At 60.4% G+C, this 21,889-nt stretch carries 14 protein-coding genes; 8 read left to right on the plus strand and 6 right to left on the minus strand.

Annotated elements, in window-relative coordinates:
* Positions 1–121 precede the first annotated feature (121 nt).
* Together AC1DX3_RS14315 and AC1DX3_RS14320 are read right to left on the minus strand one after the other, a co-directional pair.
* Positions 122–4,429 (minus strand): translocation/assembly module TamB domain-containing protein, encoded by a 4,308-nt coding sequence (locus AC1DX3_RS14315; protein WP_476989989.1) that lies wholly within the window; start codon positions 4,427–4,429, stop codon positions 122–124.
* Positions 4,430–4,467: 38 nt separating this feature from the next.
* Complete coding sequence (locus AC1DX3_RS14320; protein WP_476989990.1) at positions 4,468–6,540, minus strand: BamA/TamA family outer membrane protein; 2,073 nt, start codon at positions 6,538–6,540, stop codon at positions 4,468–4,470.
* 308 nt (positions 6,541–6,848) lie between these two features.
* Between AC1DX3_RS14320 and ada the strand changes: the two genes are divergently transcribed.
* The 4 genes from ada to alkB all read left to right on the plus strand — a co-directional run bounded on the left by ada (position 6,849) and on the right by alkB (position 10,041).
* Positions 6,849–7,913, plus strand: coding sequence for a bifunctional DNA-binding transcriptional regulator/O6-methylguanine-DNA methyltransferase Ada (ada, locus tag AC1DX3_RS14325; RefSeq protein WP_476989991.1), 1,065 nt, complete (start codon positions 6,849–6,851; stop codon positions 7,911–7,913).
* 7 nt (positions 7,914–7,920) lie between these two features.
* Positions 7,921–8,586 (plus strand): 2OG-Fe(II) oxygenase, encoded by a 666-nt coding sequence (locus AC1DX3_RS14330; RefSeq protein WP_476990020.1) that lies wholly within the window; start codon positions 7,921–7,923, stop codon positions 8,584–8,586.
* A gap of 270 nt (positions 8,587–8,856) precedes the next feature.
* Positions 8,857–9,348, plus strand: coding sequence for a response regulator (locus AC1DX3_RS14335; protein WP_476989992.1), 492 nt, complete (start codon positions 8,857–8,859; stop codon positions 9,346–9,348).
* 51 nt (positions 9,349–9,399) lie between these two features.
* On the plus strand, positions 9,400–10,041 hold the full coding sequence (gene alkB / locus AC1DX3_RS14340; protein ID WP_476989993.1) for a DNA oxidative demethylase AlkB: 642 nt from the start codon (positions 9,400–9,402) through the stop codon (positions 10,039–10,041).
* Between the two features lie 60 nt (positions 10,042–10,101).
* Here the strand turns inward: alkB and AC1DX3_RS14345 are convergent, their stop codons facing one another.
* Positions 10,102–10,572 (minus strand): response regulator, encoded by a 471-nt coding sequence (locus AC1DX3_RS14345; RefSeq protein WP_476989994.1) that lies wholly within the window; start codon positions 10,570–10,572, stop codon positions 10,102–10,104.
* A 222-nt stretch (positions 10,573–10,794) separates the two neighbouring features.
* Here AC1DX3_RS14345 and AC1DX3_RS14350 point away from each other — a divergent pair, with 222 nt between their 5' ends.
* Both AC1DX3_RS14350 and AC1DX3_RS14355 read left to right on the plus strand, forming a co-directional pair.
* Entirely contained in the window at positions 10,795–12,336 is a 1,542-nt protein-coding gene (locus AC1DX3_RS14350) for a sensor histidine kinase (RefSeq protein WP_476989995.1), read from the plus strand.
* Between the two features lie 18 nt (positions 12,337–12,354).
* Entirely contained in the window at positions 12,355–12,828 is a 474-nt protein-coding gene (locus AC1DX3_RS14355; RefSeq protein ID WP_476989996.1) for a response regulator, read from the plus strand.
* 2 nt (positions 12,829–12,830) lie between these two features.
* Here the strand turns inward: AC1DX3_RS14355 and AC1DX3_RS14360 are convergent, their stop codons facing one another.
* The 3 genes from AC1DX3_RS14360 to AC1DX3_RS14370 all read right to left on the minus strand — a co-directional run bounded on the left by AC1DX3_RS14360 (position 12,831) and on the right by AC1DX3_RS14370 (position 17,591).
* Positions 12,831–15,083, minus strand: coding sequence for an ATP-binding cassette domain-containing protein (locus AC1DX3_RS14360; RefSeq protein WP_476989997.1), 2,253 nt, complete (start codon positions 15,081–15,083; stop codon positions 12,831–12,833).
* Positions 15,084–15,328: 245 nt separating this feature from the next.
* A complete protein-coding gene (locus AC1DX3_RS14365) occupies positions 15,329–16,843 on the minus strand; it encodes a tryptophan halogenase family protein (protein WP_476989998.1) in 1,515 nt (504 codons plus the stop codon).
* A 7-nt stretch (positions 16,844–16,850) separates the two neighbouring features.
* Positions 16,851–17,591, minus strand: coding sequence for a GntR family transcriptional regulator (locus AC1DX3_RS14370; RefSeq protein WP_476989999.1), 741 nt, complete (start codon positions 17,589–17,591; stop codon positions 16,851–16,853).
* 799 nt (positions 17,592–18,390) lie between these two features.
* Here AC1DX3_RS14370 and AC1DX3_RS14375 point away from each other — a divergent pair.
* Positions 18,391–21,189 (plus strand): TonB-dependent receptor, encoded by a 2,799-nt coding sequence (locus tag AC1DX3_RS14375; RefSeq protein ID WP_476990000.1) that lies wholly within the window; start codon positions 18,391–18,393, stop codon positions 21,187–21,189.
* 295 nt (positions 21,190–21,484) lie between these two features.
* A complete protein-coding gene (locus tag AC1DX3_RS14380) occupies positions 21,485–21,883 on the plus strand; it encodes a hypothetical protein (protein ID WP_476990001.1) in 399 nt (132 codons plus the stop codon).
* Positions 21,884–21,889: the final 6 nt, after the last annotated feature.

Consider the following 21,889-nt stretch of genomic DNA (forward strand, 5'->3'; position numbering starts at 1 on the left):
ATAATTTTCGCCGCATCATAGCGGCCTAGCTTCATACCGTCCCGATGATCAGCGGGTGCTTACAACGAAATCGTGAACCGGCTTATCCAAGCGTCAGTATCGGGTTCTAGGGCCTGCGGCCCTAGTAGTCCTTTGAGTATTTTACGCTGACGGCCGTGCCGGCATTGCCGGTTTGGGACAGGATCGACAGGGCGCGCGACAGGGCTACTTCCAACTGAGTGGCGGTGAAGCCCTTGGTGTCGGTGACGATCTCGACATAGACATTGTTGGTCAGATACTTGCCGGCGGCCAGTGAGGTGCCGCGGCCGGTGGCGGTGTCGGCGCCGACTACTCTCAGCCGGTCGATGCCGGTCGCCGAGCGCAGGGCGCCCAACGGGTTGAGATAATCGGTGCCGCCGTTCAGGCCATTGACGGCCGAGGCCAGTTGCAGGGCTTCGGTGGCGGAGATGTTGGCGACGCTTTCGCCGAACAACATGCGCGACAGGACTTCATCCTGGGGCAGGGATGGGGTCGACGAGAAGGCGATGTCGGGCCGTTGCGCCGTGCCCGAGACCTTGATGATGCCGGTGACCTCATTGATATCGGCCGAGGCTTGCAGGGAGATGTCCGGATCGGTCAGCGGGCCACCGTCGAAGGTGATGGTGCCTTTGTCGAGATCGAAGGATCGGCCGGCGAAGGTGTAATTGCCGCGGATGACCTTCATCAGGCCGACGACGCGCGGCGCCGTGGTTGTGCCCTGGATGCGCAGGTCCATCGACCATTCGGAATCGAGCCCCATGCCGGAGACGAAGATCTGGTTCGGCGCGCGGGCGCGGATGTCGAGCTTCCACTGGCTGGGGATGGCGGCGTCGGTGCTCAATTGCGGTTTGGTGTCGACACCCTTGCGGCGGACGCCGTCCAGCACGTTGACCTCGGCGGCTGATTGGCGGACGACCTGGTACTTCAGCTGCGGCAGGCGCAGATCGCCGGCGATGGTGGCGCCGGTATCGTTATTGTTGGTGACGTCGAGCGTGCCGGAGACGATGGAATTGATCGAATCCGAGCGCGCCAGGCGGGCATTGTTGAGGTCGGCGTGCAGCTTCATGGGAAAGTGTTGATCGGCGGCCAGGGACAGCCAGCCCGAGCCCTTGATCGTGCCGTCGCCGGCATTGCCTGAGAAGCTGGTGACTTCGAGGCGGTCATTGGTGAAATGGCCGTCCAGCGCGATATTGCTGACGCGCGTGCCGAAGACTTCGTTGTCATAGGTCATGGCGGTCGACTTGACGACGCCGTTGAGGCGCGGGGCCGAGACCTGGCCGGAGAAGTCGGCCGCCAGGGCAACGGCGCCGGTCAGTTGCTGGCGCGCCATGCCGGTGAGCGAAAAGGGCACGGCGGCGGGGCCGTTATAGCGCACGCCGCCGGACAGGCCGGCATTCATAATACGGTTGATCCACGGACCGGCAGACGACGGCGACAGATCGGCCTGGATGCGGCCGACGACATTTCCGCCTTGACGGACGATGGCGTGGACATAATTGCTTTGCGGGCTGAGATTGGGATTGAGCTGGGCGTCGACGACCAGGCTGACCGGGGTCGAGGCGACGGCGGCGCTGGAGCGCGAGAAGTTGTCGATCTTGAGCGAGGCGTGGGCGGTCGGATAGCCGTCACCGGTTTGGCTGAAATCGACGGCGCCGTCGGCGGTACCGGCGATGCCGAGATCGTTCTTGATCAGGTTGGCGACCGACAAATCCATATTGTTGAGACGCGCCTGGACTTTGAGGTCGGCGCCGAAGCGGCCGGCGAGGTCGACCTTGCCTTGATCCATGACGACGGTGACGGGCGCCAGCACCCAGTCATTGCCCGAGCGCGTCACACGGGCGGCGTGGTCGAGATGGAGCGGGATGCCGTTGGCGTCGCCCTGGGCCTGGAAGGTATAGAGATTGGGCGCGATCGTGCCGTTGACAGCGAGATTGAACGGTACGGCGGTCTGGCCATGAGCGACGGCCTGAATGGTGCCGGTGGTGCCCGCCATGACGACCTTGGCGCGGGCGGTCGACAACGCGAAATCGGCATATTTGACGTCGGCCGCCTGGACGTCGGCATTGATTTGCGGCTGGTCGCGCAGCACGACGGTGGCGGCGATGATGGCGCGGCCGATATGGACTTTGACATCGCCGGGGAGGTTGACGTCATTGCCCAAGGCATTGACCGTGGCGCCCTGGATGCCGCCGGCATTTTGCAAGATGGCCGTGCCGGTGAGGCCGGAACCGAAGAGGCTGAGCGTGCCGGTGAAGGGGCCTGCCGCCGATTGGGTGATAGTGCCGGCTGTGTTGATGCCGGCGAACTCGGCTTGATGGATATCGATGACCAGGGGCGCGCCGGTATGAATGAGGGTATCGGCCGAGAAGGGGCCATAGCTGCTTTGGCCGGTCGCCTTTATGAGATAGCCTTGCGGCGCCGTCGCCAGATTGGCGGTGACGTCGGCTATGCCGGCGCCGAGGCCGGGACGAGGGGCGTGGAGCACGGCCTGGGGCGCATCGAGCGTGCCCGAAGCGACAGCGTCAAGCGGGCCGTATTTGACGGATTCCGCCGTGGCTTTCAGGGCGATGGCGCCCTTGGCGGTAATCGAACCATCGGCATTAAGCAGGGTGAAGTCCGGCGCCTTGCCGGCGACGTGGTGGATGGAAAAGACGCCGTTCTGGCCGTAGGCGTAGCCGCCGGTGATCCTGGCATTGCCGCCGAGGAAGTCGGCCACGCCCTTATTGCTGATTTTCGTCGTCTGGGCGGCCATGGTGCCAGTCACCGAGGGATGCCAGTTGGTCAGGACGACAGTGGCTTCGGTGGTGACATTGACCGTGCCGACGTCTTTGATCTCGTAACTGTTGAGCGCGGCCTTGACCTTGGCGGCGTAGTTGCTGTCGGTCACGCTGCCGCTCAAGGTGCCGCTGGCCTTCACGCGATCGGAGTTCAGGTGGAGGGTGTTGCTGCTGAGGTGGCCGGTCTTGTCGATCGTGACGTCGCCGTCCAGCTTGAGGTGGGTGAGCAGAGGATCGACCTGATCATTGATGCCACTTAAGGCAACGAGTTGGGCATTGAGCGGGATGGTGACCTTGTCCTCGGCCACGCGGCTCTTGCCCTTGGCGGTCAATCCGCTGAGCTTGATCGTGCCGACGGCGAAACGCGTCGCCTTGATGTCGTAGTCGATGCGTGGCGTCTTCATGGCGCCGTCGAGCAGCAGGTCGGCACGCAAGTCGTCAGTGGTGATGTCGCTGCCGAGCGCGCGCGGATCGAGCAGACGGGCATGGACCTGGAGATTGTGGAAACTGTTGGCGGCGAAATCGACAACACCGTCGGCCGTGACGGCCATGGCGCGCGACGATAGTTTCAACTGGCTGTCGAGGGCGCGGTTCTTCATGGTCGCGGTGAGGTCGACGGCGACGGCCGGCTGCAGGAGGACGGTCGATCCCATGTTCACCAGGCGGTCGGGATGGGTGTCGCCCTTGACCTGGAAGACGCCGTCGCGCGCGGTGACGGCCAGGCCCAGCAGGTTGTCTTCGCCGAGATTGGCCGTCGCCTGGCCTTGCCAGAAGCTCCAACTGCCTTGGCCGTTGATGCGGGCCGTCATGGGTTTGTCGACATGGGCGAGCGCGGCGACCACGCCGGCTTGCGGGGCGATCAGGTCGGCCTGGATATCGAGCCGGTTCTTGTCGGGCGCGGCATTGAGCAGGACGTTCAGCCGGTCGCCCTTGTCGCTGCCGGCATTGGCGGTGATGTTGAGCTGCTTGTGCAGGATATGGGCGGCGCCGTCGAGATTGAGATTATAGGCGGTGCCGAGCACGGGCTGATCGAGTTGGATCAGGTCGAACTTAACGCGGCTGACGTCGATCTTCAGGTCGGGGAGGAGCGAGCCGGTCTGTTTCTGGTCCTGGGACGGGTTGAACTTCGGCCGGCGCAGCATCTCGACCCTGGGGCTGGACAGGTCGACAATGTCGATATGCTTGCCGAGATAGCCGAACGGATGCCAGTTGAGATGGACCAGATCGCTCTGTAGAAAGACGCCCTTGGGGTCGTAGAGTTTCAGGCCGTGGATGGTCATGTCGCCGTATAGCGAGCCATCGAGGCTGTCGATGCCGATTTTTAACCCGGAATTGAGCTTCAGGCCGGTGGCGTACTGGATCAGGATGCGCCGGCCGATGGGTGTATTGAGGCTGGTCAGGAAGACGCCAACAATAACGAGAACGGTGACGATGATGCCGGTGATATTGATAGCAACGCCGCGCCACGAAAACGCCGACCAGTCGAGACGGTCCCATTCGCGTTTCAGCCACGAGCGCATATCGCGCGGCGGAGGTGGCGCCTGGGGTTCCGGTCCGGGAACGGTCTCAGGTTTCGGCTTGCGCTCCGGGCGGCCGGCGCGCGGTTGGTCACCGTCCTCGGGTGCCGCGGGCATGGGCGGTTTCTTGCCCGTCTGTCGGGGTTTGCGCGCCATCAGAACGCCTGCCCTATGCCGACATAGAGGGCGATGATCGGATCGCCCTTGTCGCGAACCAGTGGCGTGGCGACATCGATGCGGATCGGGCCGAAATTGGTATAGAGCCGGCCGCCGACGCCGATGCCGGCATGCATATCCGAGAAACCAGGCGTCGTTGTCGCGTAGGCCTGGCCGATATCGATAAAGGGTACGATGCCGAAATCGCCGAAGCGGTAGCGGTATTCGATCGAGGCCTCAAAGACGCTTAGTCCCCCGGTCGGATCGCCATTGGCGTCTTGCGGTCCCAGGCCCTGATAGGCGTAGCCGCGCACCGAGCCGCCGCCGCCAGCGAACAGGCGCCGTGACGGCGCGATATTTTCCAGCTTGGCGCCGACCTGGAAGCCTAAGCGAACACGTGCGGCGATGACGGACTGGGCATTGAGGGCGTGGTAATAGCTGCCGTCGAGGATGGTTTTGACATTGGGCGAACCGCCGCCGCCGAGCGCCACTTCCGGTGTCGTCTGGACGCCGAGACGAAAGCCCTTGGCGGGATTGAGGAGGTCGTTGGTGCGATCGTAACCGATCTTGATCGGCGTATCGGCCAGGTAATAGAGGGTGCGGATGTTGCGTGCGGTATTGCCGCTGGTCAGATCGGCGGAAATTTCCTGGGTCGCCAGGAGTTCGACGCCGTAGGACCAGGTCCACACCTTTTGCCATAAAGGCGTCGACACCAGGGAGCGTGAGCCCGAGATGCTGAACGTATTGGCGTCATAGGCGTCATAGACATTGTGCGACAGGCTGGTCGCCAGTTGGGTGGTGCGGTCGCGGCGATGGTCGTTGGAGCGGCGGAAGGTCGCCGACAGCGCCTGTTCCTGGGTGCCGAGCGCGCCGGTGAAAATCAGTGCGCCTTCCGGCGGGAAGAGGTTGCGGTCCTGCCAGCCGGCGGTGGCGGTGAAGCCTTCGCCGGTCGAATAGCCGAGCGTGCCGGCGATCGTCCGCGACGGGCCCTTTTGCTGGTGGACGAGGAGGTCGACATATTGCGTGCCGTCGTCGGCCTTTTCGGTTGTCGGCACGGCCTCGACGGCAACGCTGCTGAACAGGCCAGTGGCGGTCAGGGCCTGGCGCAGATCGTCGACCTGGCGATTGTCGTAGAGGTCGCCCTTCTTGAAGCGTGTGAGCACGCCGACATGTTTAGCGTCGAAGGCCAGATCGCCGTCGGTCTGGAAGCCGCCGAAGCGTGACCGGGCACCGGTATCCACATTAAGCGTATAGTCGCCGGTCTGGACAGCGGGATCGAGCAGAATGTCGCGGCCGCCGAGCTTGGCGAAGGGATAGCCGCTATTGGCCAGGGTCAGGCTGACATTGGCTTCGGACGCAAGGACATTGTTGGCGATGATCGGATCGCCCGCCTTGACCATGAAGGCATTGCGGATCAGGTCTGGCGGCTGGATCGGATCGCTGTCGGCGGTGACCAGACCAAGCTTATATTGCGGGCCCGGGGTAACGATGAGATGGGCCTGGACCTGGCCGGTGACGCCGGGCACATTGCTGACCGTCGTCTGGACGATGCCATCATAATAGCCTCGCGATTGGAGGAGCCTGAGGATCAGGGCTTCGTCCTCGGTGGCGCGGGCGCGCACCATGGCGATATTGACGGCCTTGCCCTTGCCCATTTGCAGGGCGGACAGGCGTTTGAAGTCGACATTTAGGTCGACGTCATGCAGGCCGTCGACGACGGTAATATAGGTGATGGTCGGCGGCGCCTGTTCGGCGGCCATGCTGGGCAGGGGCTGGACGTCATATCCTTGCAGCCCGGGCAGGGGCGAGGTGAGCTCTTGGTCCTGGGCAGTGGTGACGGGCGGCAGGGTTTGCTCTGTGGTGACCGGGGCTGCCGGCGTAGTTTCCGGCGGAATCGGAATAGTCGTCTCTGGAGTAGGCGTCTCTGGAGCGGTTTCAGCTGGCGGCGCGGTCGTCTGATCCAGCGGCGGCAGGGCGGCGTTGAAGTCGTCGTCAGTGATGATATCGGTTTGGGCCGGCGGCGTGTTCGTAGGTGGAGTAGCCGGCGTGGTCTGGGCTTGGGCGGCGGTCACGGCGAACCAGCAGGCGAAGATGCTCAGTCCCCGGAAAAAGGGGAAGCGGGCAGGCGCAGTTGTGGCTTTGTTAGCGGAGATGTGAACAGCCCTCAGAAACTGTGCGGCGGCGGCCGCCCATGTGTTCTAGCTTGCGTGCCTTAAGAAGCTGCAAAAAATCTATGGGGAATGGGGCTTTATTAAGGGCATTTTGCCGGCAGGCCATCTTTCCGAATTCGACCGCAAGGGACGGAGTGCGACCAGAATCGACAGCGACTAAGGTGGTGGCAGATCAAATCATGATGCCCATATGAACAGGAGCGGCTATGATGACCACCATGCCCACGACCATTCCATCCGATCCGCGCTGGGAAGCGATTACGAAGCGCGATGCTGGCCTTGACGGCCAGTTCGTCTACAGCGTCAAGACGACCGGTGTCTATTGCCGGCCGTCGTGTGCCGCCCGCCCGGCGCGGCCGGAAAACGTTGCCTTCCATGACAGTTGCGAAGCGGCCGAAGCTGCCGGCTTTCGCGCCTGCCTGCGCTGCAAGCCGAAGGATCAATCGTTGAGAGCGGCTCAGGCGGCCATGATGGCGGATATCTGCCGCTGGATCGAGGACGCCGAGGAAGAACCGTCCCTGGCACAGTTGGCCAGACGCGTCAACCTTAGCCCCTACCATTTCCATCGCGTCTTCAAGGCCGCCACCGGCGTGACACCCAAGGCCTATGCCACGGCGCACCGGACAAAAATGGTGCGGGAAGGCCTGTCATCCGGCGAGAGCGTGACGGCAGCCTTGTACGACGCCGGCTTCGGCTCGAACGGCCGGTTCTATGAAAACTCGAACGGTATTCTCGGCATGACGCCGAAGCGGTTTCAGAACGGTGGCGCCGATACCGATATCCGCTTTGCCCTGGGACAGTGTTCCCTGGGCGCCATTCTGGTTGCCCAAAGCGACAAGGGCGTCTGTGCCATTTCGATCGGTGACGATGCCGATGCCCTGGTCCGCGAGGTCCAGGACCGTTTCCCCAACGCCAATCTGATCGGCGGAGAGGCCGAATTCGAGGCCCTGGTCGCCCGCGTCGTCGGCTTGGTCGAAGCGCCGAACCTTGGCGGCGACCTGCCGCTCGATATCCGCGGCACCGCCTTCCAGCAGCGCGTCTGGCAGGCCTTGCGTGACATACCGTCCGGTATGACGGTGAGCTATGCCGATATAGCGCAACAGATTGGCGATCCGAAGGCCGTCCGCGCTGTCGCCGGCGCCTGTGCCGCCAATACCCTGGCCGTGGCCATTCCGTGCCACCGAGTCGTCCGTACCGACGGGTCGCTTTCAGGCTATCGCTGGGGCGTTGAACGCAAGCGCGCCCTGCTGCTCAAGGAAGCGGCCTGTGCTTGATTGGGCAATGATTGACGACGAGCTCAACGCCTTTGGTTGCGCGGTTTTACCGGGATTGCTGAAGCCGGAAACCTGTTCCATGCTCAGCGGTATGTATGATGGCAACGGCTTTCGCAGCCATGTTCATATGGCCCGGCACGGTTTCGGCAAGGGCGAGTACAAATATTTCGCCTATCCTTTGCCGGAGGTCGTCACAAAACTGCGCGCCCAGCTCTATCTGCCGCTCGCCGTCATCGCCAATCGCTGGCAGGAACGGATGGAACTGGAGGCGCGCTTCCCGGCCGACCATGCCGACTATCTGGCGCAATGCCATGCCGCCGGCCAGCAACGCCCGACGCCCTTACTCCTGCAATATGGCCCGGGCGACTATAATTGCCCGCATCAGGATCTCTACGGCGAGCACGTCTTCCCGCTCCAGGTGGCGGTCCTGCTGTCCCAGCCGGGACGCGACTTCACCGGCGRCCAGTTCGTCCTGACCGAACAAAGGCCGCGCATGCAGTCGCGGGCCGAGGTCGTGCCGTTGGAACAAGGCGATGCCGTGGTGTTCGCGGTCCATCACCGCCCGGTCGCGGGCTCGCGCGGCAGCTATCGCGTTACCATGCGCCATGGCGTCAGCCGATTGCGCTCGGGCCGGCGTCATGCCTTGGGCATCATTTTCCATGATGCAGCGTGATACCGTCTGGGCAACCGCTATAACCCCTTGATTTTTTAATTCAATTGACCACTGTGAAAATTGAGCGCATAGGTAGAGTGTCGTCTCGAAATGCAGATGATCTGAAATGTCTGTAAAGCCGTCCTGGACGGGCAGGGTTTCACCAGGGGCAGAAAAAGGGCGTCACCTTGCCCGATTCCATGGCTATTTACGCAACAGATTGACCCTGACGGTAAGGGGCGAGGCGTCGCTCTCGATCCGTTTTTGCTCGCTTTCCCGGAGAGTATGGCCATGGGGGCACCGAACCCACGCTTAGGCCGCAAGGCCGAAATCATGTTCGTCGAAGACAATCACGGCGACGAACTCTTGGCCTTGCGGGCCTTCCGCAGCGGCCAGATCGAAAATCACTTCACCTTTGCCGGCTCTGGCGAACAGGCATGGTCCATGTTGCGCGGTGTCGGGGTCTATGCCGACCAGGTCTTGCCCGACATTATCATGCTGGATATCCGACTGCCCAGGATGAGCGGGCTGGACTTGCTGGAAATGATAAAAAACGATGCCAGGCTCAAACACATACCGGTTATCGTCATGTCCAGTTCGGAATCCGTGGAAGATGTCCGGCGCAGCTACGACCTCTACGCCAATGGCTACATCGTCAAGCCAATGGATATGGAGGCGTTCAAGGACGCGGTGGCGGCGATTGAGCACTACTTTTTCATGCTGGTCGTCCTGCCGCGACCACTGGAAAGGCATGCCAGCAAATTCGATCTGTCCTGTCATTGACGTGGTTCGCTCCGGTTGCCGCCGGGAGACGGGCTTGGTATTAAGCGTGTGATGTCGCAAGATGAACAATTGAGCCTGTTCGGCGCGCCGGCCGATCCGCAGCGCGACGGCCTGAGCGTGCTGCGCGGTTTCGCCCTGCGGTGGGTTCACGATCTGCTGACGGCCATAGCGACCGTAGAGGCAACGGCGCCGTTTCGTCACATGGTCACCCCGGGCGGTCACGCCATGTCCGCGGCGATGACCAATTGCGGCATGGGCTGGGTGACCGATCGCAGCGGTTATCGCTACACGGATACCGACCCGGTAACGGGCATGAGATGGCCCGAGGTGCCGCGGGTGGTGCGCGAACTGGCGGTCACAGCCGCCGCGGAAGCCGGCTATGCCTTCGCTCCGGACGGCTGCCTGATCAATCGTTACGCGCCTGGCGCCAAGATGGGGTCGCACCAGGATTTGAACGAGACCGACAAGGCGGCGCCGATTGTCTCGGTGTCGCTCGGCCTGCCTGCGGTGTTTCAATTCGGCGGCGTTTCGCGAACGGGGCCGACCGAGCGGATTGCCTTAAACCATGGCGATGTCGTCGTGTGGGGCGGGCCCTCGCGCATGGCCTATCACGGGGTTTTGACCTTGAAAGACGGTGTGCATCCGGACGTCGGCCGCCGGCGCGTCAATCTGACGATCCGCAAGGCGCGCTGACGGTCAATTGTTGATTTTGCCAAACCGCCCGGTGTGGAAGCAGTCGAAGCCCATGCCTGCTTAGGAAAATCGCGGTGTCGGTTCGTCGGGTGGCAATTGCATCAGGCTGAACCAGTAATGTTCGATACGGCTGATGACTTCATCGAACGTATCGGTGCTGATCGGCTTGGTGATATAGCCGTTGGCATGACGGTCATAGCAGCCCGTGACGTCATTGTCAGCGCTTGAGCTGCTGAGAACGATGACCGGGATGCGCCGCAACGACGGGTCGTCCTTGACGGTCGACAGGAAATCCTGGCCGCGCATATAGGGCAGGTTGAGGTCGAGCAGGATCAGGTCCGGCCGTACGGCCTCCGCATGTTCACCTTCGCGGCGCAGTATACTCAGGCCCTTTTCACCGGTTTCGGCGACGACGATATCACTGGCGATCTTGGCGCGCTTGAAAGCGCGCTTTGTCAGGACGGCGTCTCCCCGATTGTCTTCGATCAACAGGACTTGAGCGCTGCGGGCGCGTTCGGTGAGCTTACTCATGCGGCGGGAATCTTCCGGAAGACTTGTGGGCGCAAAGCGAAGGGTGCCACAGGACGGGACAGCGCCGCAAGCACTTTCAGATATCGGCGCGCATGTGATGACGAGGCCGTAATCTCAGCCTCTGCCGCAACCATGACGCTTGTAAGCGCCGGCGATTCGCGCCAAAACAGGAACCGAGCGCCGAATACGTGCGCAGACCGCGAGGCACAGGTGGATCACAACATGACCGGCAATGACTTCATGCCGCATGGCTACTGTTTTCTGTGGCGTCCCGACGTGCTGTGGCTACATGTCCTGTCCGACCTCTGCATCATGCTGGCCTATCTCGGCATACCGTTGGTGCTGCTGTATTTCATCCATAAGCGCAAGGACCTGCCGTTCCAACTGGTCTTTGTCCTGTTCGGTGCCTTTATCCTGCTGTGCGGCACTACCCATGCCCTGAGCATCTGGGTGTTGTGGCATCCCAACTACTATTTCGAAGGTGTGGTCAAAGCGATGACCGCCGTGGTGTCGATCGCCACCTTGGTCATGATGGTCCGCCTGTTGCCCCAGGCGCTGAGCCTGCCCAGCCCCGCCCAGCTCGAGGCCGCCAATGCCAAATTGGAAGAGACCAACCGTCAGTTGGAAGTCGCCAATGCCAAGCTGGCCGAGCTCTACGTCCGGACCGAGGAGCGTGGCCGGGTCGAGTTGGGCGCTGTCGTCGACAATGTCCTGGACGGCATCATCACCATAGATGAAAGCGGCGCCATCGAAAGCTTTAACGCCGCCTGCGTCAGCATTTTCGGCTATCGTCCTGACGAAGTCATGGGGCGCAATGTCAAGATATTGATGCCCGACCCGTACCACACCGAACACGACGGCTATCTCAGCCACTATATCGCCACCGGAGAAGCGAAGATTATCGGAACCTCCGGCCGTGAAGCCATGGCGCGGCGCAAGGACGGCACGGTGTTCCCGATCGATCTGTCGGTCAGCGCCTTTACGATCGACGGCGTCCGTCATTTCTCAGGCATCGTCCGCGACATCACCCGCCATAAACAGGCGGAAGAGAGCCGCCAGAAGCTGCTCGACCGCCTGACCGAATCCAATACCGAACTGGAGCGCTTCGCCTATGTCGCGTCACACGACATGCAGGAGCCTCTGCGTATGGTGCTGAACTTCAGCCAGATCGTCGCCACCGACTATGCCGACAAGCTGGACGACGACGGCAAGGAATATCTCCGCATCGTCGGCGACAGCGCCATGCGCATGCGCGACATGGTCCAGGACCTGCTCGACTATGCTCGCCTGGGCCAGGAAGCGCGCACGTTTACAGCCGTCGATATGGGCGCCGAACTCGACCATGTCCTGATCAATCTCAGCCAGATGGTCGAGGCCAGCCAGGCGCGCATCACTCATGACGAACTGCCGGTCGTCAGGGGGCACGCCGTCCAGCTGATGCGGCTGATGCAGAATCTGATCAGCAATGCCATCAAGTTTCAGCCCAAGGGTCGCCAACCGCTCATCCATATCGGCGTCACCGATCAGACCGAGGCCTGGCTTTTTTCGGTGCGTGACAATGGCGCCGGCATCGAAGCGGCCTTCACCGGGCAGATATTCGAGCCGTTTCGCCGCCTGCATACCTGGGAAGCTGTCGCCGGCAGCGGCCTGGGTCTGGCTGTATGCAAAAAGATTACCGACACCCACGGCGGCCGTATCTGGGTCGAATCCAAACCGGGCGAGGGGAGCACCTTTTATTTCACCCTGCCCAAGCCACGCGGCTAAACTTGCGGAGAGCCTATCATGCCCAATCTGTTGATACGTGAAGGCCGCCCGGCCGAGATATTGCTGGTCGAGGACAATCGCGGCGACGTTCTGTTGGCATCGCGCGCTTTTCGCGACGCACAGATCGAAAACAACCTGACCGTGGTCGAAACCGCCGAAAAGGCGCTCGAAGTCCTGCGTGGCGAGGGTGACCATGCCGGCAAGCGGCGGCCGGACATGATCCTGCTCGATCTTAACCTGCCGCGCATGAGCGGTCAGGAGTTGCTGGCCATCATCAAGGCCGACGACAAGCTGCGCAATATTCCGGTCATCATCCTGTCGAGCTCCGAATCCGAGGCCGATATCAGCGGCAGCTATGGCCAGCATGCCAATGCCTATATCGTCAAACCGGTCGACCTGCAGAAGTTCAAGACGGTGGTCGCCAGTATCGAACAGTTCTTTTTCATGTTGGTGGTTCTGCCCGGCGGCGGCCCAACCCTGATCCGGGCCTAGAGTTAGAAGCGCTGCGCCAGATAGCGGCCGGTAAGAGTGTCCGATTTCGCCAGGTCGCCCGGCATGCCCTCGAACTGCACCGTGCCGCCGTCGTGGCCGGCGCCGGGGCCCATATCGATCACCCAGTCAGCTCGCGAAATGACGTCGAGATTGTGCTCGATGACGATGACCGATGAGCCGGCGTCGACAAGCCGGTCGAACAGTCCGATCAGGGTATCGACGTCGTTCATGTGCAGACCGGTTGTCGGCTCATCGAGGACATAGATGTTGCCCTTCTTGCCCAACTCGGCCGCCAGTTTCAGGCGCTGGCGTTCGCCGCCCGACAGGGTCGACAGCGGTTGGCCCAGCGTCAGATAGCCCAGGCCGACATCGTCGAGCCCTTGCAGAACCCTGGCGATCGCGGGCTCGGTAAAAAACGCCACGGCATCGGCCACGCTCATTTCATAGACATCGCTGATCGACTTGCCGCGCAGCTTGTGTTCCAGCACCTCGGCGGTAAAGCGCTTGCCGAAACAGGTCTCGCACGCCGTCACCATGGGATCGAGATGGGCGAGGTCGGTATAGATCACGCCCAGGCCGTTACAATCCGGGCACGCCCCCTTGGAATTGGCCGAGAATAGCCCGGCGTCGACGCCGTTGGCCTTGGCGAAGGCCTTGCGCACATTGTCCAAAATGCCGGTATAGGTCGCCGTATTGGACCGTCGCGAGCCGCGCGCCAGGTTCTGGTCGATAATGATGGTGTCGGGATACGCCTCGGGCAAGCAACCCTGGATGAGCGACGACTTACCCGAGCCGGCGACGCCTGAAATGACGGTCAGGACGCCCTTTGGGATATCGACCGAGACGTCCTTGAGATTGTTGAGCCTGGCATGGGCGATCTTCAGCTCGCCGGTTGGCTTTCTCACCTTGTCCTTGATTGGCTGATATTTGTTCATGTGGTTGCCGGTGAGCGTGCCAGACGTCAAAAGCCCGGCAAAATCGCCCTCATAGACCAGTTCACCGCCCTTGGTGCCGGCGAACGGCCCCATGTCGACTACGTGATCGGCGATGGCGATCATGGCCGGCTTGTGCTCGACGATCAGCACCGTATTGCCCTTGTCGCGCAACTGCTGCATCAACCCGGCCAGCCGCCCGACATCGTGGGGGTGCAGGCCGACCGACGGCTCGTCGAAGACATAGGTGATGTCGGTCAAGGATGAGCCCAAATGGCGCACCATCTTGACGCGCTGGCTTTCGCCGCCGGACAGGGTCGAGCTTTCGCGATCGAGCGACAGATAGCCCAAGCCGATGGTGACGAGATTATCCAGCCGCGCCGCCAGGGCCGCCAGCATCGGTCCGACCTGTGGCGCCATGATACCGCGCACCAGCTTGGCCAGCTCACTCACCTGCATGGCCGACAACTCGGCGATATTGTGGCCCTCGACCAGGCTGCCCAGCGCCGCCTGGTTCAGCCGCGCGCCCTGGCAGGCCGGGCAGGTGGCGCGGGTAAAGATCTTGTCGTATTCGACGCGGACATGCGGCTGCAGGCTCTCGGGATCCTTGCTGCCCAGGGATTGTTTGAGCTTCGGCACCAGGCCCATATAGGTCAGGTTGATCTTGTCGACCTTGATCTTGCGGCCATCATCGAGGTGGAAGAGGTTGGCGCGTTCCTCCGCCGTATAGTCCCGGATCGGTTTGTCGATATCGAACATGCCTGAGCGGGCATAGGTCGACCACCACCAAGTATCGACCTCGAACCCCTTGGCCAGCAAGGCGCCGCCTTTCAAGGACTTGCTCTCGTCGACCACGGCGGTCATGTCCATGGCGGCGACCTGGCCTATGCCTTCGCACTCCGTGCACATGCCGCGCGGATCGTTATAGGAATAATAGCCCGGCGCCGGCAGGCGGGGTTCGGCGAGGCGTGAGAACAGCACCCGCAACATCTGGGCGGCGTCGGTCACGGTAGCTACCGTCGAGCGCGTATTACCGCCCAGGCGTTGCTGATCGACGATGATGGCCGCCGAGATATTTTCCAGCAGGTCGGCGTCGGGCTGGCCGTAATGCGGCATGAACTGCTGCACGAAGGCGGGATAGGTTTCGTTTATCAGTCTTTGGCTTTCGGCAGCAATGGTACCGAAGACCAGAGAGGACTTGCCCGAGCCCGACACCCCGGTAAAGACCGTAATCCGCCGCTTTGGAATATCGAGGGAGACGTTCTTGAGATTGTTCTCGCGCGCGCCGCGGATAATGATGGTGCCGTAGTCGGGTATGGCCATGGGCTGGTCCTGATTTGTCCGCGCGCCAGTTGGGTGATGTGAACGCGTTACCGCAAATATCATTCAATTGCGCGATGGTCGAGGCGGTGACGCGGTCGGCGTCGGACGACCATTCGGAGTGGTTGGAGGCTCTTTTCAAAAAAACGGCGCCCGAATGACAAGCGGTTGGCATTAAGCGGTAATTTAACACCTCCATATGGTCGCCGGGACACCTGCGCCCAATCTGCTTGCGGCGCGGCGAACAGCTATTTCGGAAAATAGGCCGCGTGGTCCGGCATGGCGCGGGCAGCTTCGGCGATAGCGGTGCGCATGGCGTCGAACTGCGCGACGACCGTGGCTTCATCGGCGACATCCGCCATTGGGTCATAGCCGGTGGGCAGGATATTCTGCCCCAACATGACGGCCAGCCAGCTTGGCGGCTGAAACAGGTCGCCGCGGGTCAGTACGATACGCCCCGATGTGCGGAAATGATCGAGCTTGTAGGTCAGGCTGTCGGGGATGGTCATGTTCCTGCAATAGCGCCAGAAGGGCGAATCGTCGCGCTCGGTCGCCTTGTAGTGCAGGATGAGGAAGTCGCGAATGGCTTCATATTCAGCTGCCACGGCGCGATTATATTGCTCGCTGACCAGCGGGCTGAACTCGGCGTCCGGCCACAGATCCAGAAGCTTGATCAGTCCGGAATGGATGAGATGGATGCTGGTCGATTCCAGCGGCTCGAGAAAGCCGCCGGCCAGGCCGATAGCTACGACATTCTTGGTCCACAACGACTTACGACGGCCGGTCGTGAAGCGGACGAATTTGGGGTCGGCGAGGGCAGGGCTGTCCAGGTGTTTCAGCAGGATGCCGGCGGCTTCGTCGTCGCCCATATAGACCGATGAGAAGACGTGGCCGTTACCGATGCGATGCTGCAACGGAATGCGCCATTGCCAGCCCGCTGTATGGGCCGTGGAGCGCGTGTAAGGGGTGAGGGGGGCGACTCTCTCGCTTGGGACAAAGGCGGCGCTACTGCAAGGTAGAAAGGCGCTCCAGTCGTCAAATCCACTATGCAGGGTTTTCTCGATCAGCAGCCCGGAAAGCCCTGAGCAATCGAGAAACAGGTCCCCGGACACGTCCTCTCCGTTGTCAAGTTGCAGAGACTGAACGAAGCCGCTTTCGGGATGTTGGTTAACTTTTATGATTTTGCCTTCAACGCGTTTAACCCCGCGGGCTTCGGCATAACGACGCAGATAAGCGGCATAAAGACCGGCGTCGAAATGATAGGCATAGCCCAGGGTGGACAGCACCGAGCGGCTGTCCGGCGGTGGCGGCGAAAAACGGTTAAGGCGCGATGCCATGCAGCACAAGGAATAGGTCTCGAAGTCCTCTACGTGACCGGCCAGCCTGCGCTTGGTGAGATAGTGTTGGAAGGCCGTACGTCCGATGGGGGCGCCAATAGAACCGAACGGGTGCATGTAGCGATGACCAAGCCGGGTCCAATTGTGGAACTCGATGCCGAGCTTGAAGGTCGCTTTGGTCTGACGGACGAAATCGGCTTCATCGATGCCGAGAAGGCGGTTGAAGTCGATAATATAGGGGATGGTGGCTTCACCGACGCCGATCGTGCCGATTTGTTCCGATTCGATCAGGGTAATCTCGCCGAGCTTGCCCTGGGTCATGCGGGCGAGCAGGGCAGCAGACATCCATCCGGCGGTGCCGCCGCCGACAATGACGATCCGGCGCGGCATGGAGGTCGCCATCTTTGGCAGGCTGGCAGGAGTCATGTTGGTCTTAGCTCATGGTGGTGAGTTCGGCGACGACATCATAGGCGTCGCCGCGGTAATAGGATTGGGTATATTCTGCGGCGCGGCCGTCACGCAGGAAGCCGCGCCGTTCGATAAACAGTCCCGAAGCGCCTGTGGCAATCCCCAGATAGCCGGCTTGTTCCGCGGTAAAGGAAACCGCGCGCAACCGCTGCAGGGCGCGTAAAGGGCGGTGGCCTGCCTGCTCCAGCGCGTCATAAAGCGAGTCGCCGACGCATTCGAGCGACGGCAAGCAGTAATCCGGTATGGTCGACATCTCGAGCGCCATCGTGGTGTCGTCGGCATAGCGCAGGCGCTGGAAGCGATAAACCTTCGAGCCGGGAGACAGGTTGAGTGACATAGCCTCCTCAGGATTGACGGTGCCTATGGCGCGACTGACCCACACGCTGTGCGGCCGGCGCCCGCGCGAGCGCATGTCCTCGCTGAAGGACGACAGGATGGAGAAGTTCTTTTCCACCCGGCTGGCGACGAAGGTGCCCGCGCCGCGGCGGCGCGTGACGAGCCCTTCCTCCACCAAACCATCCAACGCCTTGCGCACGGTTATCCGCGACAAGCGGTATTCCCGGGCGAGATCGCGCTCTGTCGGCAGGGCGTCGTTTTCGGTCAGCGCTTGTTGGAGAATGGCGTCACGCAATATGCGCTGCAATTGAAGATAAAGCGGAGCTGGGTCGTTTTCTTTTAAKGACGGCAATACGTCGGAGAATAACACTCTGAAAACTCCTGCAATGGATAGACCGGTCGGAGAGGCCAAAATGGCGATTCGACCGGGCGAGCATGGTTGGCCTTGGATTGGTATTGCTAAATCGCCAAAGATGTCGCATTTGATATGACCTTGGCCCGTATTGCCATGTGCCAAAAGCAGCTGGATCAGGGGCTGGGCGAACTTAGGATAGCCATTTTTTAGGTTTTGAATACCATTTTTAAAGCCCAAATCTCACGAAAGCGGCTGTATTTTTATATACTAAAAGGCAAAATCGTAGCAAATTAAATTTAAAAATCCTCAAAATCCTCATATTGCAAAATAGATAGTATTGTATAGTTGGAATTATTCTGAGAAATGCAAGTAGTTTATATTAATTTGTTATATACTTATTCTAGTCGGGGCCGTGGCTGTGTAATAGCGTATTTGTGGCGATTAATTCAAATGTAAAATTTCGTTTATTTTGTTTATTCTAGAAATATTGTTCTATTTTAATCATTTACATTGATTTTGTTACATTTTTTCCTATTTCTTATTTCATTTTGTTTAATTTTAATGCCCCAATCTGAGTGAGTTCGTTTTTGAAATCGTTTAAAAAGTGTTGCAAAAACGTCAATTTTTGTGACGACGTTATACTTCTGTAATATTGAATTGACATGGTCTTATTTTGGAACATACCTTGCCCCCCGCCCGGAGATTAAAGTGGGCGGCCATCTTTCCAAAGATGTCCTGTTCGCTCGACCGGTTACAGAAGGCATAGCTGTGTCCGCCACGTGACACAGTGGTTTTGAAAATGGGGATAAACATAATGAAATACAGAGATTACGCTTTGGTCACGACAGCCATGGCAAGCTTGATGCTGTCGTCAGGGGTCATGGCGCAGGATGCTGCGCCTGGCGATGCTGCGTCCGCGGACACAGCGCAGGAAGTTGTGGTGGTCGGTATCCGCCACAGCCTGCAAAGCTCCATAAAGAGCAAGAAGAACACGGACGCGATCGTCGACGTGATCACGGCGGAAGATGTCGGCAAGTTCCCCGACACCAATGTCGCTGAATCGCTGTCCCACCTTCCGGGTTTCTCGGTCGACCGGATGTTCGGGGAAGGCGAAAAGGTCTCCATCCACGGTACCGACCCGGCGCTGAACCGCATGTTCGTCGACGGCCACAGCATCGCTTCGGCCGACTGGGGTGGCAATCCCAACGACATTTCAGGCCGGACCTTCAACTACGCCTTGCTGGCGCCGGAAATCATCGGCAAGGCCACGGCTTACAAGAGCCCCGAAGCCTGGATCGACGAAGGCTCGCTGGGCGGCACGGTCATGATCGAGACGCGCAAGCCGCTGGATTTGAAGCCGGGCACGCTGYCGGCATCCGCCGGTTATGCCTATAATGACCGTTCCGAAAAGGGCAATGCCCGCGGTTCGGTGCTCTACAGCTGGCATAACGACAACAAGAACTTCGGTGTTTTGGTCGCTGCCACCTACGACAAGGAAAACCTGTACCGCGCCGGTGTCGAATATTTCGGCTATAGTGGCGGCGACAGCTTCGACGGCAGCTTTACCACGACGACCGATGCGAACGGCAATGTCACGGCCGTTACGGGCCCGAACATCAACGGCGCGGCGCCGACACCGGCCTCCTATGCCGAGATGAATGCTGCCCGCGTGCCGTGTTGTATCAACTGGGCCTATTTCGACCAGACGCGTGAGCGCAAGGGTCTGAGCGCGGCCGTGCAGTGGAAGCCCGATGACAACAGCGAGTTCGATCTGACGGCCCTGCACATCGTCGGCGATTATACCAATTTCAGCCAGTCGGAATATTCCGTCGCCGTGTGGGGCGGCAACCGCGCCTCCGACATCTCTGTCGCCAACGGCCTGGTGACCGGTGCCACGATCGGTTCGTCCGGCTATATCGGTTTCGATCCCAACAATCCGAACGGGGCGACCAGCTATGGCACCAATGCCCAGCTCGACAACAACCTGCGTCATTCCGTTGTGACCACGGACAGTGTCAACCTGGCCGGCAAGTGGTCGTTCGACACCTGGAAGGTCAGCGGCAATGTCGGCTTCACCAAGGCGACGGGCGGCAAGGATCCGGAATATCTGTCCAGCTTCCAGACCGGCGCCGGGTTCACCTTCAACTTTGACCAGAACCACACCATGGTCAATTACACGGTCGATCCGACCGACCCGACTTCGTTCTTCAAGAGCGACCTGCGTCAGGGCACCGTAAATGGCGTCCAGGGCTGGTATACGCAGATCGGCGGCGTCTATTATGAAGTCTATAAGGACGAGGAAACCTACGGACAGATCGATTTCGCCAAGGAGCTCAACGGTCCGTTCACCAAGCTGCGCTTCGGCCTTAAAGCATCGGTGCACGACAATTCCGACTGGAGCTCCGGCACCAATGTCTATTTGGCCGCGCCGACCGATCTCAGCCACTGGGACTATACCCTGTCACCGTCCGACCTGTTCGATGGTCTGGGCGCCAGCGGCAACGCCACTCAGTACGCCACCCTGACCCGTAGTGGCCTGATGGCCATGCTGAACTCGGGTATCTCCAGCGACAACGGCCTGAATTACGGCGCCATGTTCGACGTCAACGAAATGATCATGGCAGGCTATCTGCAAGGTGACTTCCGCGTCGACAAGTTCCACGGTAATGTCGGTGGACGCTTGGTCCGCACGCGCGATCAATCGGATTACTGGAATACCACCACTGTTGTGCAATTGGACGCCAACGGCAATCCGGTGCTGGACTCCGACGGCAATCAGGTCACCGTACAGGTTACGGAACCGCGTAGCGTCACGCAGGACGACACCAAGTTCCTGCCCGCGGTGAATGTGGTCTACGACCTTTCGGACAATTTGCTGCTGAAGGGCGGTATCGCCAAGGTGATTGCACGTCCGCGTTACGGCCAGTTGGCAGGCGCTTTCAGCCTGGATAACCAGCACCTGACCGGTGGCGGCGGCAACCCTGATCTGAAGCCTTACGAGTCGACCAATTATGAAGCTTCGGCGGAATATTATTTCGGCAAGTCGGGCATGGCGGCCGCGGAATTCTTCTACCGCGACATCTCGTCCTATATCGTCCAGGACACCCAGGACAAGGTCCTTTACAACACCAGTACCCGCGCCATGTCGACCTATAGCGTCTCGTCGCCGTTCAACGCGCAGAACGCCAAGGTCCACGGCCTGGCCCTGCAATATGAAACCGATCTGCCCTTCGGGTTCGGCGTCAGCACCAATGTGACCTTCGCCGAGGCCGATACCGGCACCAAGGCCTACTACATGCCTTACCTGTCGAAATATACGGTCAACGTCATTCCGTATTACGAAAAGGGGCCATTGCAGGTCCGCCTGAGCTACAGCTACCGGTCCAAGTATTTCACCCAGATCGGCCGCCGCAACTCCAAGGATTTCACCGACTCCTATACCCAGGTCGATCTGTCGGGAACCTACAACGTCAATGATCACGTCGCGGTCTATGTCAAAGGCCTGAACCTGCTCGACGAAACCTACTACCAGTTCTCGTCCGTCACGATCGCCCCGACCAACTTCTACAAGAACGGTCGCGTCTTCATGATCGGCGTAAACTACAAGATGTAATTTAGTCTGCTTTCTTGTTCCGCTTTCCTCACCAATGGAACAGCGGCGGAAGTTGCTGCGGTTTCGGCCTCCCTGGGCTCCGTAGCGACTTCCGCCGTTTTTTTTATGAATCCGGGATGCCTTGTGCAGCGCGGCGAATGCGTAGACCGGGCACTCATTTCTGGACTAGTTTCGTTGAAAAGATTGGTTTTTTGGGCTCGCGAATGAGTAGGTTGGAAAATACTATGTTACCGTAGTTGGCGCTCGTTTCGCAACGTGACTTGACTTTCGCGGTGCCTGCCGTGATTTTGGTGGCATGACTTCGGTTTTGCACATCGGCCTGTCCCGTCTTCGCGCCATACTCACCTTGTGCTGTGTGGCCATGATGATGTGGGCCGGCGTGACGGCGGCGGAAGCGCAGGTCCAGAACGCTGCCCACGCTGCGCGCGGCGATGTTGTTCTGGCGGACGGCGGCTGGCCGTCGGCATGCGAAACCGGTCACCAGGCCTGCGCCGCGCAGGTCGATTCCGAGGAAGACGCCGGGCTTTCCGGCCTGCACCATCACCATGCTGCCGACGGCCAACTCAACGCCCTGCCGGCCGGTGCCGACGACATGACCCCCATCCTCACCGGCGCCCGCCTCGGCGCCGCGCCTTATAATTCCGTCGTAAAGCCGGGCTCGCCAGCCGGTACGGATCAGCCTCCGAAGATTTGATCGCAC

This window comes from Asticcacaulis sp. P2_B1, from assembly GCF_056404915.1.